The organism is Paenarthrobacter sp. 10L420, assembly GCF_056395385.1.
This window is the reverse complement of record NZ_JBFTJK010000002.1, coordinates 286,168-303,251: the sequence shown is the minus strand read 5'-3', so window position 1 is coordinate 303,251 and position 17,084 is coordinate 286,168. Positions and strand designations below refer to the sequence as shown.

Below are 17,084 nucleotides of genomic sequence, written 5' to 3'. Positions count from 1 at the left end.
AGCCCTATGCGCTCGCGCGTTGCTGCGGGGCCGCGACCTCGGCCAGGACACGCGTGAGCACCACCTCCGGCGTCGCGCCGGAGAATTCGGCCTCGGGATCCATGACCAGGCGGTGTGTCCAGACCACGGGAGCGAGTTCCTTAATGTCGTCCGGCAGCACAAAGTTGCGTCCCTGTCCGGCGGCCCAAACCTTCGCGGCGCGCACCATGGCCAAAGCACCACGGACGGAGACGCCAAGGCGGGTCTCGGAAGCGTTGCGCGTCTCTTCGCAGAGCCGTGAAATGTATTCCAGCACTGCAGTGTCCACATGGGTGGTGGCGGCGAGGTCCGCCATGTCAGCCACGGCCTGGGTGGTGATGATGGGGGTGAGGTCCTTGGAACGGTCCTTCAAGTTGGCCCCACCCAGGAGCCTCACGGTGGAGGCGTGGTCCGGGTAGCCTATGGATGTTTTGATCAGGAAGCGGTCCAACTGTGCCTCGGGCAGGCGGTACGTACCGGCCTGTTCAATCGGATTCTGCGTAGCCAGGACCATGAACGGACGGCCTGCTTCGTACGTGGTGCCATCCACAGTGACGCGTGATTCCTCCATGACCTCCAGCAACGCCGATTGGGTCTTCGGCGAGGCGCGGTTGATCTCATCGGCCAGGACGATGTTGTTGAAGACGGGGCCCTTGTGGAACTCGAATTTCTGGGTCTTCTGGTCATAGATGGTCACACCCGTGACGTCCGAAGGCAGGAGGTCCGGGGTGAACTGGATGCGGTTGTGGGAACCCTGCACAGTCGCAGCCAAGGCACGGGCAAGCGAGGTCTTGCCGGTACCCGGTGCATCTTCAAACAGGACGTGGCCTTCAGCCAGCATCGCCGTGAAGGTCAGCCGGATCACGTGGTCCTTGCCCAGAACGGCCTGGCCCACGTTGGCAACGAGCTTGTCGAACGTTTCTGCAAACCACGCGGCCTGCTCGTTTGTCATGGTCATGGGGTTGAATCCTTTTCTGGGTATGACGGGTTGGGATGACGTGTTGTGGGCAATTCAGCAACCGCCGGGCCGGGGTCCGTAGAGATCCACCGTGGTGGACTTGACGAACCAGCTGTCCTTGGCACTGCCTTGGAGCCGGTACCAGGGGGTGCCGTTGCCGTAAATGTCCTTGGTGCAATTGATGGTGATCTTGCCCCAGGAGCGCTCCACCCAGCCGACGCCGCAACCAGCAGGGCTGCCCGGAGTATAGGAGTCCGGCAGACCGGGTTTGCCCGGGCAGGTGCGGACGCTGCTGGCGTCCACCTGGATCTGTGACGCTGGCGGCGGTGGGGTGGGGTCGTCGCCGCTGGTGGAATTGGCGCTGCCGGCCGGTCCGGCCACAACAGTCACAGCCCTGACCTTCAGGTTGCGGGTGTTGTTCCATCCCCCGCCGGAGGCATCAAAGCTCGTGGCCTTCCCCACGCCGTTCCAACCGCCACCATCCAGGCTGACTTCGTAGTGATCCAAGGGACGGCCGTTCATGGACGGGTTGTTCCACGTCCAGTGCACCTGGCCATCTCCCTTGGCGGACTTTCCACCGTTGACGTTCGGCGCGTTGGGAGGCCCGTAGGGGTTCCCCGTGCCGATCGCCTTGGCATCGCCGGACATGCCGTTCTTCACTGAAGTGGCGATGATGTTGACCACCACGTTGGTGCCGTTCGGCTGGCCACCGATGTCTCCGCCGCCCCGGCCAATCGGACCCGAACCGTAGGCGGTCTGCCAGCGGTAGGTGATCTCGTTGTCCTGCGAACCGTTGCGTTCCGCGGCGGTCAGCGGCGTAAACGTCACCCGGAGCTGTCCACTGCTGCCAGTTGCAGCGACCGAACCACTGCCCACCGTGCCGGGCTTGCCCGCAGCACGAATAGCAGCCGACTGCTGGCTGACTCCACTGACACCGGCCTTGTTGGTAGCCGAAACAGTAAAGGTGTAATCAGCCTCAGCGTTTGCCACGGTGACATTCTGCGATGTCGCGGCTACAGATTGTGAACCCACGACGGCGCCACCCCGGTAGGTGGTCAGCGTGTAGGCAGACACGGGGTCGCCATTGTTGTTGGGAGCTACCCAGCTGACCTTCAACTGGCTCTGGCTGCCAACTGATCCTGCGCCGGACACTGAGGGAGCAGCCGGTGTTGCCGGTACCCCTGCCGGAGTTTCGGCGGCCGAGTAGGGACTCCACTCCGAGGGTTCTTTGGCGTCGTTCCTGGCCAGGACGCGAACCTGGTAGGCAACGCCGTTCGTCAGGCCTTTCCAGACGTAGCTTGCACCGGTGAGGTTCTGGATCTGGGGATTCTGGCCCGCAGGAGACGGGGAGATCTCAAGATCGTAGGACTTGATGGGCGAGCCCTTGCTGGCTGGCGGGACCCAGGCTACGGACAACTGCTTGTCGCCGAACTTGAGCGTCGGCGCCACGGGGGTGTCCGGTTTGACGTCGGGTCGAACCTCGGCAGACAGCGGCGAGCGATCGGACTCGTTGATGGCGTTGGTAGCCGTCACTGCGAAGTGGTACTTCACGTTGTTGGTCAGGCCCGTGAGCGTGCAGGTGTTGGCAGGGCATTCCTGTTTGAAGCCGCCTTCCCCGTACACCGTGTACTTGGTGATGGGTGAACCACGGTCCGCAGGGGCATTCCAGGTCAGCAAGGCTGTTTGGTCGCCGACGCTCTGTGCAAGCGGAGTGGTCGGGGCCGCCGGTTTGTCCTTCACCGTGAGCCGGATGCGTGCTGTGGCGTAACGCGAGAGCTCCCCGGTCTTGTCCTGCACGGTGTATGCCACAACCATCGTTCCGGTGAAGCCCGTTGCCGGCGTCACCGTCACGATTCCACCACTGGAATCCGCCGTCCCCTGGCCAGTCTCCGTGACAGCCGAGACGATCTTCAGAGGTGTATCCGGGAACGGGTTCGAATCGTTCGCCAGCGCATTGACCGTGACCGGTTTGCCAGATTGGGCATCAGGTTCCACGTCATCATTGGCAACAGGTTTAGGCCGGTTGGATGCGGACAGGGAGAGCTTGTACGTAGCTAGCGCTTCCAGCCCGCGGCGGTCCTTGGCTTTCACCTGGACTGTGCCGCTCTGGCCAATCTGCACGGAATCGTTCGCGGAAACCTTGAGTGTCTTACCGTCGACGTTCACCCGGAAACCACCGGGCGCAGCGCCCACCAGCTCGTAGCTCATGTTCTGGACGTCGTCGGCATCAGGATCCGAGGTCAGCTTCTCCAGGTCCAGGCTCGCCGAGTCCCCCTTGGGAACCTCAACCTGGCTGCCAAGCAGCGTGGGCGGATTGTTCTTATTGGGGTCCGGAAGCACCTTGGTACGGATGCTGAGCGTGGACTTCAAGCCGTTGGGATCATCAGGACCGGTTCCATCCGTGACTTCAAAGCTGATGGATCCCGGGCCCACATATTCTGCGCCTGCGGTGTACTTGATTGCAGTGCCACCGTTGGCGATTGGATCGCTGCCGTCGGCCCCGATGAGCTTGATGCGGTCCGCCTGGGTGAGGCGGGGTGAACGTCCATCACGGACCTTGACCCAGTCGGCCAAATTTACGGTGACGGACTGGCCCGATACCAACTCCACCACCTCGTCCTTGACCAACGTGGGAACCTGCTGCCCGATGCCTGGCACCCAGATAATAGCCGTGGACTTCTGCCCGTCCACGTCCTCCACGGTGTAGGGCACCAGTTGGGGCTGCTCTGTGAGGTCAACAATCACGTTGCCCTCAGATCCGGGCCGGGCCGTCTCCAACCCGGTACTGATCTTGAGATTCTCCCCCACGCCATCGGGGTCTTCGTCGTTCTTCAAGACAGGAACATCCACGGCTGTCTTCCCGAGAGTTTGCGCAGACGTCACGCGGTCGTCGCGGGCAATCGGGGCCTGCAGGGGGATATCGTTCTTGACGATCACCCTGATGCTGGCCTGGCCTACGGCATCGCGGTCGTCGGCCACGGAATAGCGGACGTTCACCGTGCCTTCTGCAGCAGGCGCTGTAATAAGGATGCGGCCACTGGTCTTGCTCACATGGGCGTCCAAGCCGGCGTCAGCTTCAATGCCATCGGCCACGATCCGGATCAGGTCACCATCCGGATCAGTGTCGTTGGCAGTAGCATCCACGGCAATCTGCCGGCCTGGTCGGACTTTGACTTCGTCATCCACCGGAGCCGGCTTCTGGTTGTCTTCACCGCGAGGCGCAACTCCCACTGTGACAGTTCCCGTGTTGACCGCTCCTTGGCGGTCAATCACCTTGTATCGGAACGTATCGGTGCCTGCGCCGTCGCCTGCCCCGACGAAATCGATGAAGTTGCTACCCGCCGTCGCGGTTCCCATGCTGGGTGTGCTGTCGATGCCGGTGAGCTGGACCGAGTCGCCGTCGGGGTCTATGCCATCCAACGGAACCGGAATGCGGACGCTGCCGCCAGCCACTACCCGCGCCGTCAGGTTCTTGGGCTGTGGGCGCGAATTCTGGGCGCCTTCCAACGGGAGGATGTGGATGGTCACTGCAGCGGCGCTCTTCTGACCCTGCGGATCCACGGCGTTGTAGATGGCGCGCACGGTCTTGGGGGCAGGACCTGCGATGAAGCGGAGCGTGTTTTCGGAAACGAACGCCTTGCCGTCTTGTTCGGCAATGGGCTGGGCCAACACCGGATCAACAGAGAGCTTCTCGCCCTGCGGATGCGTGTCGTTGTCCAGGACTGGAATAGTGACGACGTCGTTGACGCGTACGTTCACTTCGTCGGGTTTCGGCTGGGGAGCCTCGACGACGGCGGGGGCCGGCACCGGGACGACGCCCACCGTTCCGGTGGCCGAGGCGCGGCCGTTGGACATGGTGTAGCTGAACACGAAAGGTTCCTTGGCGCCGAGGACGTCAGTGACGCGAAGGACGCTGTGGTCGATCACACTGACCGATGCCGAGGACCCGTCGGGCACGGTCACCGACTGGAGGACGAGGACTCCGCCGGAAGGATCGGAGTCGTTCGCGAGGGGATCAACCAACACGCTTCCACCCACAGGCAACAGGGCGACGTCATGGACAGCAACCGGGGCTCCGGCGTCCTTGCCGGACTCCACATCCACGCGGATCAAACCTTGGCTGCTTTGTGGTCCGTTGCTGGCGATGTAACTCAAATACACAGGACCGGGGGTGTTGCTGCGGAACGTGAAGGTTCCGCCGTCGGTCACTGGACCCAGCTCTGCCGGGCCGGCGGCCTCAACATGGGCCACGCGCAAGGCGCCGCCGTTGGGGTCAACATCATTCTTCAACGGGGAGATGACCAGGTCCTGGCCCACCACTGCTGTGACGTGGTCCGCGTTAACTACCGGTGCGAGGGCTCCGGGCGGTTGCACATTCACCACCACCCGGCCTGTGGTGGTGGCGCGGCCGTCCCAGACGGTGATGGTGACGTTCTTTTTGCCGGGTGCTGCGCCGGAATCCTGGTACGTGAGCAACCCATCGCGGCGGACCTTGACCTGGTCTTGGTCATTGTCAGCCTTGGCGTCCAGCAGGACGAGGTCGTCGCCGTCGGGATCCATCCAGTCCGTAAGGATGTTTTGACTAACGGACTTGCCCTGTTCCACGAGCATCGTAGTGGGCTCGGCACGCTTGAACAGTGGGGGCTTGTTCTCTTCCGGCGCGACGACGTGCAGCGTCACCTTGCCACCAGCCGACAGGCCACGGCCGTCCGCTGCGTTGTAGTCGAAGACCTCCGTGCCGGGCTTCGCGGTGGGAGGGACCTTGATCTGGAATGCTGAGCCACCGTAAATGTTCTCCAGCGCACCCGACTTCGGGCCGTTGGTGCCAACCGAGGCGGTGAGGACATCGCCGTCGGGATCTGAATCGTTGTCCAGGACGCTCAGAACGGAAGTGCGGCCGGGACGAACGCCGAACTCATCGGGTTTGGTCTCGGGCGGACGGTTCGGCTTGGTACGGTCGGGGAGGACGTTGATGGTGTTGTTGTCCGCGGATTCCTGGTCCTGGTCATCGGATTGGTTCTTTGGCGGGACAACATCGTCCCAGTTGTTCACGAGCTGCATGTTCTGGTTGACCAGCCACACGCTACCGGAGTTGATGTCGTTGAGGACCACGAGGTCCCGGTTCACACGGAAGACGTAGCTGGGCGATGCGCTGGCCTTGGGGACATCGTTTTTCTTGTCGTCTGCGTCATTGTCGCAATCACGAATGTATTTGTTGGCCCCGGCCCACGCTGCGTGAACACATTTGCTGACCTGCACGGGCGCGGCGGGAACTCCCTCGCCGTCCACGGTGACTGTCGCTGCCGTGGACCCGTCCAAAGGCTGCTTCAGGAGGGCTTTGCGCGTAGCGATGGCCACATAGCCGCTGTCTTCGCTGCTCTGCTGGAGCTTGGCTTCCCGGGCGTCCTGTAGCTGGAGCTTGCGGCCACCGGGGAGGAAGAGGTTTCCGGATGCGGCATCCAGCACAACCGGTTTGTCGCCCACAACAGCAATCTGCAGATCACCCGCACCCTTGAGCTCGTCCACCTTGCTTACTTCCGAGGCAGTCCGCTCGCCGTTGGCATCCACGGTGGTGACGGTGATTTCGCCCTTGCCGGGGTCCGCCGTGTAAATGCGGTTGTCCTGTCCGACGGCGGAGACCATGTTCTGGGCGCCCGTGAGGACGGGTTCCGTGGACTCTTCATCAAAGCCGTTGACGGTGGACGGCGAGAGTGCCCACACTTTTCCGCGGGCGGGGTCCGTGACCGAGAGGACGCTGGAACCGTAGCTGACTTGCGAGGATGAGGGCAGCTGCTTGTCGCCACCCAACTTCAGGTTCGCCGCCGAGACCTGGTTGATGGTGGAGCCGGACTCATCGTCCACAAAGACGTTGCCGTCATGCTGCAGGACATCGAAGGTGGTGGTTGCCGGTGTCACGGCTCCATCAAGAACCCGAGAGGGATAATTCAGGCGTCCCACGGCGTTCTTGGTCTTGCTCACAACCCACACGCCGCCGTCGTTCAAATCGACCTCGGCCGTCTTGAACCCCGGATACAGGACTGCGCCCGCTACCAGCAAGGCGCCGGCCGCAGTCACAGCAGTTGCAGATACGAGTTTCTTGTTTCGACGCTTTTTCAGCCCCAGCTTGCCGAAGAAAGATGTCACAGCCCCAAAATTCCCTTGTGTACAGCCGCCCCCAGGCGGCGTCCAGGCCAACCGGCATGTGCCGGCAGCCACGCATTCCGCAGTACCCCCATACGGCGGCGGAATTTTCAGTCCCTAAGACTATCCCACGCACCGCACGAGTAGCCAAGGAAACCCGAGATTGAACTCTCCATTGGCTGTGACAGCCTATGGCCTCCCCCGGGCAGGTGGCGATGGGGAGAACTCCCCTCGCCCGCTCATCAGAATTCTAGGTTATTCCATCGATTTGCGAAACCTGAGCCCGATCCTCTCTCACGTCCAACCGTTTTCTGGCCGATCCTCTCTCACGTCCAACCGGTTTCTGGCCGATCCTCTCGCACGTCCAACCGGTTTCTGTCCGATCCTCTCTCACATCCAACGGGTTTCTGGCCGATCCTCTCTCACGTCCAACCGGTTTCTGGCCGACGCGCGGGAGTTCCGTTGAGCAGCCTTGATCGTGTCTTCTTCTTCGCGGGGCATGAGGCTGCCTCGGGAAAACCAAGGACCGCAAACTCCCGACGTCGGACACCCATGGTGAGTGCCGACGTCGTGATTTAACGCGTCGCTGCTATCCCGGCGTCGGCGCAGGACATGAGAGAAGGATCGCCAAAAACCCGCGGGACGTGAAAGAACGATCGCCAAAAACCCGCAGGACATGACAGAACGATCGCCAAAAACCCGCAGGACGTGAGAGAAGGACGCGCAAAAACCCGCAGGACGTGAGAGAGCGTTAGTCCAGCACCAAGCCCTTGCCGCGGCCACGCGCGAGCATCACGGGATGGATTTCGCCGAAGCCGCGGACGTTCTCGGACTTTTGCGGGACGAGCACGAAGCGTTCGTCCTGTCCGAGTGCAGCAGCGGTCATCGCATCAACCAGCACCGTCCCCGGCTGGGCCAGGGTGGTCAGCCGCGCCGCAAGGTTCACGGTGGGGCCATAGATGTCGCCGAGTCGGGACAGGATGCGACCCCACACCATGGACACCCGCGCCTGGGGCAAGATCTCGTCTTCCGTGAAGGCTTGTGCCAATGCGAGGGAAATTTCCGCGCCCGCAGCTGGGGTCTCGGCAATATAGAGAACTTCGTCGCCCACGGTCTTCACCAGGCGCCCGCCGCCCACGGAGATGATCTCGGCGCATTTGTTCTCGAAGCGCTGCACCATTTGCGCCAGGGTTTTCTCGTTCATGCGCCGGGAGAGGCTTGTGTAGGAGACGAGGTCGGCGAACCCTACGGCACGGGCCAAAGGCAAAGGAGAATCGTCCTCGTCCCCTTCGCGGCCTTCTTCGCTCGCTTGCAGGCCGGCCTCGGCACGAACGGCAAGCCGCTGAACTCCGGCATTGAGCTGACGACGATACGAGTAGACCAGGATCTCTTCCAGGGAATCCACCAGCGCCGGCAGCTGGCCCACCAGTTGCTTGCGGGCCACGGCATCCGGAATCCCCTGCTCCTGGACCATGTCTTCAACCAGTGCTTCGATCTGCCAGACCACCATGCGGTCCGTCATCTGGCCGATGGAGCGGGTAACGGATATCGCAGCTTCCTCGGTGAGGATCCCCGCGCGGACAAGGTCAAGAATGGTGGACAACGCTGCTTGGTCCCGTTCGGTGAAAGCGACGTCGTCGTCGCCGAAGTTGGGGAAGCCCAAAGCCCGCCACAACTTCCGCGCGGAAAGAATGGAGACACCGGCGCCGGCAGCAACTTCACGACGGCGGAGCTTGCGTTCGCCGCCAAGCAACCTCGCCTCAAGCGCTTTGATGGCCAGGCGTTCTGCGGACATCACGCCGGTGGGCGGGCCGGTGGTCACGGGCGCCTGGATGGGCGCTGGTTCCGTGTCCTCATCCACTGAAGGTTCGGGTACGGCGTCGAACTCCTCGTCCAGGTCCTCGCCGGACTGCTGATCCTCAACGCTCATATCTTCCACCTTCTCTCAATTCCCACGGCAACCCATCAAAATCCGACAGGACTTCACCCTCAAAAACCCCACCCTTGGGCAGTTCATCCATGGCGTCAAGAATGAAGCCCCTGAATTTTCCGACCTCCGGTACGTCCGTCAAGACGGCTTCGCCGGAGGGCCCGGTATCCAAGGATATATTCCCGGAGTGCAATGTCCGCTGCAGCAGGTTCTGGTGGACCCCCACGCTGCGAACCGCCATCAATGACACCTGCCAGTCACCGCGGCGAAACATTCCATACTTGGCAATTATCCGGCGGCTGGTCAGGATGAACCTGACTGAACGCCATTTCAAGAGCCGCTTCACGCTGTAGGCCACCAGGACGAGCGCTGCCAGGCCCACACAGGTACCGACAAGCCATGGCGTCCATTCCACTGTAATGAACGGGGCAAGGCGCTGCGGATTTCCTTTGATGATCCATGCGCAGGCGTAGGCCGCCAGGGCAGGAATCACGATGAAGGCCAGCGTTGGCAAGAACAGCGAGCGGGCCTGTTGCCGCGTGATGGTGATGACCTGCTCCCCCGGAAGCAACTCTTTACGCATAACCGCTTTCCGTGGCGCGCAGATGGACCACATCACCAGCCGTCACAACGTGTTCCCGGCCGCCGTGGTCCACCACCAGGAGCGATCCGTGCTCGTCCAAACGGGAGGCGTGGCCCACTATTTCGTGGTCGCCGGGCAGGTGCGCGCGCACTTCGCGTCCCAAGGTGACCATTGCCGACTCAACACGCTTATGCAGCGAGGGGCCACCTGCCAACCCTGCCGCGGGATCGCCCTCAGAGTTGCAGAAGCTGCGGTAAAGCCGGCTGAAGCGGGAAAGGTAGCTCTTCAGCAGCGCGGTGCGGTCCGTCGTCGTGGCCCCTTCCAAGGCCAGCGATGTGGCGGTTGGTACCGGCAATTCATCCTGCGCCAGCGAGACGTTGAGGCCAACTCCCAGGATCACTGCAGGGACCGATCCGTCACCCAGTGGCGTCATCTGGGCCAGGATTCCGGCGACCTTCCGTCCATTAATCAGGACGTCGTTGGGCCACTTTATCTCTGCAGTTATGCCAGCCGTTTCCTGCAATGCTTCGCGCAGGGCAACGGCTGCAAGCAGTGAGAGCCAGGAGTAGCTCTGCGTCGGCACGGGCATGCCCTCGGCTGTGACGGGCCGCAGCACCATCGACACGGAGACGGCGGAGCGCTCGGGCGATTCCCAGTGCCTGTCCAGCCGTCCGCGTGCCGCCGTCTGGTGTTCGGCGGTCAACACAGCAAGGTCGGCCCATTTTTTGGGCTCCGCAGTTACGGCACGCACGAGGTCCTGGTTGGTAGATCCCGTGGACTCGACAATATTCACTTGGGAAATTCCGGTTGCCGACAGGAAATCAGGCTGGAGCAGTGCCTCGCGGTCCAATGACGGCCGGTCTTCCCCTGGCCTGGGGTCGAGGGGTTCGCTGCTGGCAGGCTGTTCGGCATCCATAGCTGAATCCTATCCAGTTGCGGCCCGCAGAACTTGCCCGAAACATGGGAATCCGCTTAGAGGAAGATGTCTTGCACCAGGCGGTCCTCAGGCGCGCCGAGGCTGTATGGCGCAAACTCCTTCACACCGGCAGCCCTGAGGACTTCTTCGTCGGTGTAGAAATTCCCCGAACCCGTGACACCGTTGGCGCCGGTCAGCACAGCGTGCGCAGCATCGGCCATGATCTCCGGTCCGCGGGCGGCCTTCACAATCTGCTGCCCGCCAGGCATGTTCCGGATCGCTGCGGTATCGATCAGGGTGCAAGGCCAGAGCGAATTGACCGAGACGCCGTCGTCCTTAAGCTCCTCGGCGAGTCCCAGGGTGGTGAGGCTCATTCCGTACTTGGCCATGGTGTAGGCCAGATGCATCCCGGCCCATTTTGGATCGAGGTTCAGCGGTGGAGACAGCGTGAGAATGTGCCCGTTCCCGGATTCCCGGAGTGCAGGGAGCGACAGCTTGGAGAGCAGGAAGGTTCCACGGACGTTGATGTCTTGCATGAGGTCGTAACGCTTCATGTCAATCGCATCCGTGCGCGAGAGGTCAATGGCTGACGCATTGTTGATGACGATGTCGATTCCCCCAAAGCGCTCGACGGCGGCACTCACCGCCGCGGCGACGTCGTCGTCATTGCGTACATCGCCCACGAGCGGCAGCGCCTGGCCACCTGCCGCAACCAGTTGATCGGCCGCGGTGAAGACGGTTCCTTCCAGTTTCGGGTGGGGTTCACCCGTCTTGGCCATCAGGACGATATTGGCGCCGTCGCGGGCGGCACGGGTGGCGATGGCCAATCCGATTCCACGGCTGCCTCCGGACATGATGATGGTGCGGCCCTTGAGTGAACCGCTGGCTACATAAGGGGTTGTGCCCTGCGGCTTGCGTTCTTCGGAGGCCGCGGAAGCATCGTTGCTTGGAGTCATGCAGACACTCTAACCCAAGTATGTTACTGGCGGGTAACATACTGACGGCTTTGGCTTGGGCGCTGAAAATTGTAGGGTTTCTACAGCGGTTCGCGGCAATGGCGTCACTAGACTGGCCAGCGGGGCCTTTTCTTTGTACGGAAGCTACTTAAGTCAGCTACTTGTTCGCAACAGAACTGCGCCAGCGAAAATCAGCTACAGAGCCGGAGACACTTGATGAGCCACGATCTGACAACGACAGCGGGAAAGATTGCAGACTTCCGCGACCGCCAGGCCCGTGCAGAGCAGCCTTCCGGCCCGGAAGCGATCGAAAAGCAGCACGCACGCGGCAAGAACACTGCCCGCGAACGCATTGACCTCCTGGTCGATCCCGAATCATTCGTTGAGTTCGACGCCCTCGCCGTCCACCGCTCCACGGCCTTCGGTATGGAGAAAAAGAAGCCCCTGGGCGACGGCGTCGTCTCCGGCTACGGCACAGTGGACGGGCGGCTCGTTGCCATCTACAGCCAGGACTTCAGCGTCTACGGCGGTTCCTTGAGCCAGGTCAACGGCGAGAAGATCGTCAAGGTCCAGGAATTCGCCCTCCGCAACGGCTGCCCTGTGGTGGGCATCAACGACGGTGGCGGCGCGCGCATCCAGGAAGGCGTGGCCTCCCTGGCCATGTTCGCGGATATCTTCCGCAACAACGTCCACGCTTCCGGCGTCGTCCCCCAGATCTCGCTCATCATGGGCCCCTGCGCCGGCGGCGCTGCCTACTCCCCCGCCCTGACCGACTACGTGGTCATGGTGGACAAGACTTCCCACATGTTCATCACCGGCCCGGATGTCATCAAGACCGTCACGGGCGAGGACGTGGATATGGAAACGCTGGGCGGTGCCCGCCAGCACAACGCCACCACCGGTACGTCCACTTACCTTGCCTCTGACGAAGCCGATGCCATTGAATTCGTCCGCGAACTCCTGGACTTCCTGCCTTCCAACAACCTCTCCGAGGCGCCGGTTGTAGAACACGACCAGGAATTGGAACTCGACGACGACGACCTCGCCTTGGATGGACTGATCCCGGATTCGGCCAATCAGCCGTACGACATGCGCAAGGTCATTGAGCAGATCGTGGACGACGCCCACTTCCTTGAAATGCAGTCGCTGTATGCCCCCAACGTGATCATTGGCTACGGGCGGATCGAAGGTCACACCGTCGGCATCGTTGCGAACCAGCCCATGCAGTTCGCAGGCACCCTGGACATCTCCGCATCCGAGAAAGCCGCCCGGTTCGTCCGGCACTGCGATGCTTTCAACATCCCCATCATCACGCTGGTGGACGTGCCCGGCTTCCTCCCCGGCAAGGACCAGGAATTCCAGGGAATCATCCGTCGAGGCGCCAAACTCCTGTATGCCTACGCTGAGGCTACTGTGCCCAAGCTCACCGTCATCACCCGCAAGGCCTATGGTGGCGCATACATCGTGATGGGCTCGAAGAAGCTGGGCGCGGACCTGAACCTCGCGTGGCCCACAGCCCAGATCGGTGTCATGGGCGCCCAAGGCGCAGTGAACATCCTTTACCGCCGCGACCTCGCAGCGGTTGCCGAGGCCGGCGGCGACGTCGAGGCCAAGCGCGCCGAGATCATCCAGGGCTACGAGGAGGAACTCCTCAACCCTTACCAGGCAGCTCAGCTGGGCTATGTGGACGCGGTCATTGCTCCCTCTGACACGCGTCTCCAAATCATCCGCGGCCTTCGCGCCCTTCGCGACAAACGCGCCAGCCTGCCCACCAAGAAGCACGGGAACATCCCCCTATGAGCCCGGCTAAGCATCGGGCAGACGATAACCCTTCAGCGCCCGAACCCGTCGCTCCCATGTTCGCTGTGGTCAAGGGAGAACCCACCGCCGAGGAGCTCGCGGCGCTTGCCGCCATCGTCGCTTCTGTCGGAGTACCCCAGACGCCGGAGCCTGCAAAGCCGAACGTTCGTCATTGGGTACGCCGTCAGCAGTTGCGCCTGGACCCCACGCCGGGTCCGGGCGCGTGGAAGCGCAGCCGCGGATAGTTCGCTTCATCGCGGTGGCGCGAGAAAGTGCAACAACCCTTTCACGTGAGCCGACTCACGGTTAGGCTCTGTGGGTGACTACTGCAAACACGCCTGCACGACCCAAGACCGCCATCGATTCCGTTGCTGACGCGTACACGGAAAAGCTGATCGAACTCAACCCCAGCTTCGCCACCACGTTGGGGTTGCCGGGGCACGAGACTGAATATCAGGACTTCTCGCCTGCAGGAGCCGAGGCCCATGCGCAGGCTGCCCGGCAGGCGTTGGAATCGTTGGCGGCGCTGGAACCGACCGACGAGTCCGACGTCGTCACCCTGGACGCAATGCGCGAGCGGCTCGGGCTGGAGCTGGAGATCCACGACACCGGCTGGGATGCTGCCGACCTCAACAACATCGCTTCGCCCGCGCAGGATATCCGCGCCATCTTCGACCTCATGCCAACGGATACGGCGGAGCAGTGGGAGCACATTGCCGGCCGTGCGGCCAACGTTCCCGGCGCCATCGAGGGCTACATTTCCTCGCTTCGTGCCGCCAAGGAAGACGGCAAAGTAGCCGCCGCGCGCCAGGTTCGAATCGTCATCGAGCAAACTGCCCGGTACGCCGCCGAGGACGGATTCTTCGCCAAGATGGCTTCATCCGCTGCCCTTGGTGGCCAGCCGCTTCCCGCAGACGTTCAGTCCAAGCTCGACGCCGGTGCCTCCGCAGCACGATCAGCCTACGAATCATTGGGGACTTTCCTCCAGGACGAGCTTCTCCCCGCTGCCCCGGAAAAGGACGCGGTAGGGCGGGAACGGTATGCTTTGGCCTCCCGTTCGTTCCTGGGGGCCGCCGTTGATCTCGAGGAAACCTACGCGTGGGGCGTCCAAGAGCTGGAGCGGCTCATCAGCGAACAGGAAAAGGTAGCCGCGCAGATCAAACCCGGCGCCAGCATCGAAGAAGCCAAAAGCATCCTCAATAACGATCCAGCCCGCCAGATCAAAGGCACAGACGCACTGAAGGCGTGGATGCAGGAGCTCTCGGACCGCGCAGTATCCGAGCTCGCAGACGTCCACTTCGACATCCCGGACGTCATGAAAACCCTCGAATGCATGATCGCCCCCACCGACGAAGGCGGCATCTACTACACCGGCCCCTCCGACGACTTCTCCCGGCCAGGCCGCATGTGGTGGTCCGTTCCCGCCGGCGAAGACACCTTCACCACCTGGTCCGAAACAACCACCGTCTTCCACGAAGGCGTACCCGGCCACCACCTCCAAGTCGCCACCGCCACCTACCGCCGGGAACTCCTCAACAACTGGCGCCGCAACGTCTGCTGGGTCTCCGGACACGGCGAAGGCTGGGCACTCTACGCCGAGCAGCTCATGCTGGAACTGGGCTACTTAAAAGACCCCGGCGACCACATGGGCATGCTGGACGGCCAACGCATGCGTGCCGCCCGCGTTGTGTTCGACATCGGCGTGCACCTGGAACTACCCGTCCCCGAACGCTGGGGCACCGGAACCTGGACTCCAGAAAAGGGCTTTGACTTCCTCAAGGCCAACCTCGACATCAGCGAAGGCCAACTCCAATTCGAATTCACCCGCTACCTCGGCTGGCCCGGGCAAGCACCCTCGTACAAAGTGGGGCAGCGGCTCTGGGAGCAGATCCGGGCGGAGCTTGAAACCCGCGAAGGGTTCGATCTAAAGTCCTTCCACAGCAAGGCACTAAACATTGGCTCGGTCGGTTTGGACGTGCTGCGGCGGGCGTTGCTTGGGTGAGCTTCCTGGTCCGGCGTGTCCGGAGGACACACATCCTCTGCGTGCTGCTCCTTCGTCGCTTTGACGCACGCTGCCGGATGTCTGTCCTCCGGCCCATCGGCACCTTTCGAGATCATCGCCACATCTCAGCCGGGAATAACTTCACACAACCGCAGCCATACGGCGTTATTAGAAGGCTCCGTGGGCTGGGTGAGCCTATAGCGGCGTAATATTTCTAAACGTCCGTTCGCTATGTTATTTGAGGTGCACCTAGCGTGTTCCTGTGAGCACCTCAAAAAACATCACTTCCGCGCCTGGAAAGAACGGCTTCCGGCTTCCCAAGTGGGCAGGATCCTTCGGCGTCCAGATCATTGCCGCCCTCATCATCGGCCTCGTCCTTGGCCTCATCGCCAAGTACACCGGCAGCACCAAGACCGCCCCCAACGGCCTCGGCGCAACTCTTCAAACGATTGGCTCCAGCTACGTCTCGTTGCTGCAGACCGCCGTCGTTCCTTTGATCTTCACGGCAGTGGTGAGCTCCATCGCCAACCTTCGCCAGGTTTCCAATGCGGCCCGCCTCGCCTGGAACACGCTGCTTTGGTTTGCCATCACCTCACTGGTTTCGGTGCTCATCGGCATCGGCCTGGGTGTGCTCCTGCAGCCTGGTGCAGCTACCGGGATCACGCAGAAGGCCGAGTACGCCGGCAAGACCGGGGACTGGTGGGCATTCCTGATCGGGCTTTTCCCCAAGAACTTCCTCGGACTCGGCGCGAGCTCCACCGTCACGGAGAGCGCTAATGCCGCCACCACGGTCAGCACCTCCGTCAGCTTCAATGTGCTCCAGATCCTGGTGGTCGCGATCGCCGTCGGCATCGCTGCCCTCAAGGTCGGCAAGCAGGCCGAAGCGTTCCTGACCTTCAACGCCTCCGCATTGGCCGTCATCCAGAAGGTCCTCTGGTGGATCATTCGCATCGCTCCGCTGGGCACTATCGGCCTGATCGGTAACGCCGTGGCCATCTACGGCTGGGACACCATCGGCTCCCTTGGCAAGTTCACTGCCGCCATTTACATCGGCCTGGCACTGGTGCTCTTCGTCCTGTATCCGATCCTGGTCCGCGTCCACGGCCTTTCCATCAAGCAGTACTTCTCCGGTGTATGGCCGGCCGTGCAGTTGGCCTTCGTCTCCCGTTCCTCGATCGGTACGCTGCCGCTCACGCAGCGCGTCGCCGAGCGTAACCTCGGCGTTCCCTCGGGCTACGCTTCCTTTGCCGTCCCGCTCGGCGCCACCACCAAAATGGACGGTTGCGCGGCGATCTACCCGGCCATCGCAGCGATCTTCGTGGCCCAGTTCTTCGGTATCAACCTGGACTTCAGCCAATACCTCCTCATTGTGCTGGTCTCCGTGCTGGGTTCCGCTGCCACGGCAGGCACCACGGGCGCCGTCGTCATGCTCACGCTGACCCTGTCCACGCTGGGACTGCCGCTGGCCGGCGTCGGACTCCTGCTGGCGATCGACCCCATCCTGGACATGGGCCGCACGGCCGTCAATGTGGCAGGCCAGGCGCTGATCCCCGCAATCGTCGCCAAGCGCCAGGGCATCCTGGACGAATCGCTGTACAACGCGCCCCGCAATGGCGCCGCATTCGCCGACGAGTTCGCCAACGACACGGCTGCTGCCGAGAACGAGGCGCGCGAACTGGCCGATTCCAAGGCATAGCACCAGCTGGCTTTTCGCACCGCGCAATCCCTTGGGGACTTCTTCCCCGGGGATTGCGCGGTTTAACGGCGAAAGCTGGATAGG

10 protein-coding genes are annotated in these 17,084 nt (G+C 62.4%); 4 read left to right on the top strand and 6 right to left on the bottom strand.

Annotated elements, in window-relative coordinates:
• Positions 1–4: 4 nt before the first annotated feature.
• From AC1DD5_RS06525 to AC1DD5_RS06500, 6 genes are all read right to left on the bottom strand, one after another.
• On the bottom strand, positions 5–976 hold the full coding sequence (locus tag AC1DD5_RS06525; RefSeq protein WP_442019076.1) for an AAA family ATPase: 972 nt from the start codon (positions 974–976) through the stop codon (positions 5–7).
• 54 nt (positions 977–1,030) lie between these two features.
• Entirely contained in the window at positions 1,031–7,120 is a 6,090-nt protein-coding gene (locus AC1DD5_RS06520) for an Ig-like domain-containing protein (RefSeq protein WP_477520916.1), read from the bottom strand.
• Between the two features lie 748 nt (positions 7,121–7,868).
• A complete protein-coding gene (locus tag AC1DD5_RS06515; RefSeq protein ID WP_442019078.1) occupies positions 7,869–9,047 on the bottom strand; it encodes an adenylate/guanylate cyclase domain-containing protein in 1,179 nt (392 codons plus the stop codon).
• On the bottom strand, positions 9,037–9,630 hold the full coding sequence (locus AC1DD5_RS06510; RefSeq protein WP_477520915.1) for a PH domain-containing protein: 594 nt from the start codon (positions 9,628–9,630) through the stop codon (positions 9,037–9,039). Before AC1DD5_RS06510 ends, AC1DD5_RS06515 begins: the two co-directional genes overlap by 11 nt.
• Positions 9,623–10,546, bottom strand: coding sequence for a biotin--[acetyl-CoA-carboxylase] ligase (locus tag AC1DD5_RS06505; RefSeq protein ID WP_477520914.1), 924 nt, complete (start codon positions 10,544–10,546; stop codon positions 9,623–9,625). Before AC1DD5_RS06505 ends, AC1DD5_RS06510 begins: the two co-directional genes overlap by 8 nt.
• A 56-nt stretch (positions 10,547–10,602) precedes the next feature.
• Positions 10,603–11,502, bottom strand: a complete 900-nt coding sequence (locus AC1DD5_RS06500; protein WP_477520913.1) for an SDR family oxidoreductase — start codon at positions 11,500–11,502, stop codon at positions 10,603–10,605.
• Between the two features lie 216 nt (positions 11,503–11,718).
• Here AC1DD5_RS06500 and AC1DD5_RS06495 point away from each other — a divergent pair, with 216 nt between their 5' ends.
• The 4 genes from AC1DD5_RS06495 (at position 11,719) to AC1DD5_RS06480 (ending at position 17,000) form a co-directional block, all read left to right on the top strand.
• A complete protein-coding gene (locus AC1DD5_RS06495; protein WP_477520912.1) occupies positions 11,719–13,302 on the top strand; it encodes an acyl-CoA carboxylase subunit beta in 1,584 nt (527 codons plus the stop codon).
• A complete protein-coding gene (locus tag AC1DD5_RS06490; RefSeq protein WP_477520911.1) occupies positions 13,299–13,547 on the top strand; it encodes an acyl-CoA carboxylase epsilon subunit in 249 nt (82 codons plus the stop codon). The genes AC1DD5_RS06495 and AC1DD5_RS06490 overlap by 4 nt, the downstream gene beginning before the upstream one ends.
• Positions 13,548–13,621: 74 nt before the next feature.
• Positions 13,622–15,304 (top strand): DUF885 domain-containing protein, encoded by a 1,683-nt coding sequence (locus AC1DD5_RS06485; RefSeq protein WP_477520910.1) that lies wholly within the window; start codon positions 13,622–13,624, stop codon positions 15,302–15,304.
• Between the two features lie 262 nt (positions 15,305–15,566).
• Complete coding sequence (locus AC1DD5_RS06480) at positions 15,567–17,000, top strand: dicarboxylate/amino acid:cation symporter (protein ID WP_477520909.1); 1,434 nt, start codon at positions 15,567–15,569, stop codon at positions 16,998–17,000.
• The last annotated feature ends 84 nt before the right edge of the window (positions 17,001–17,084 follow it).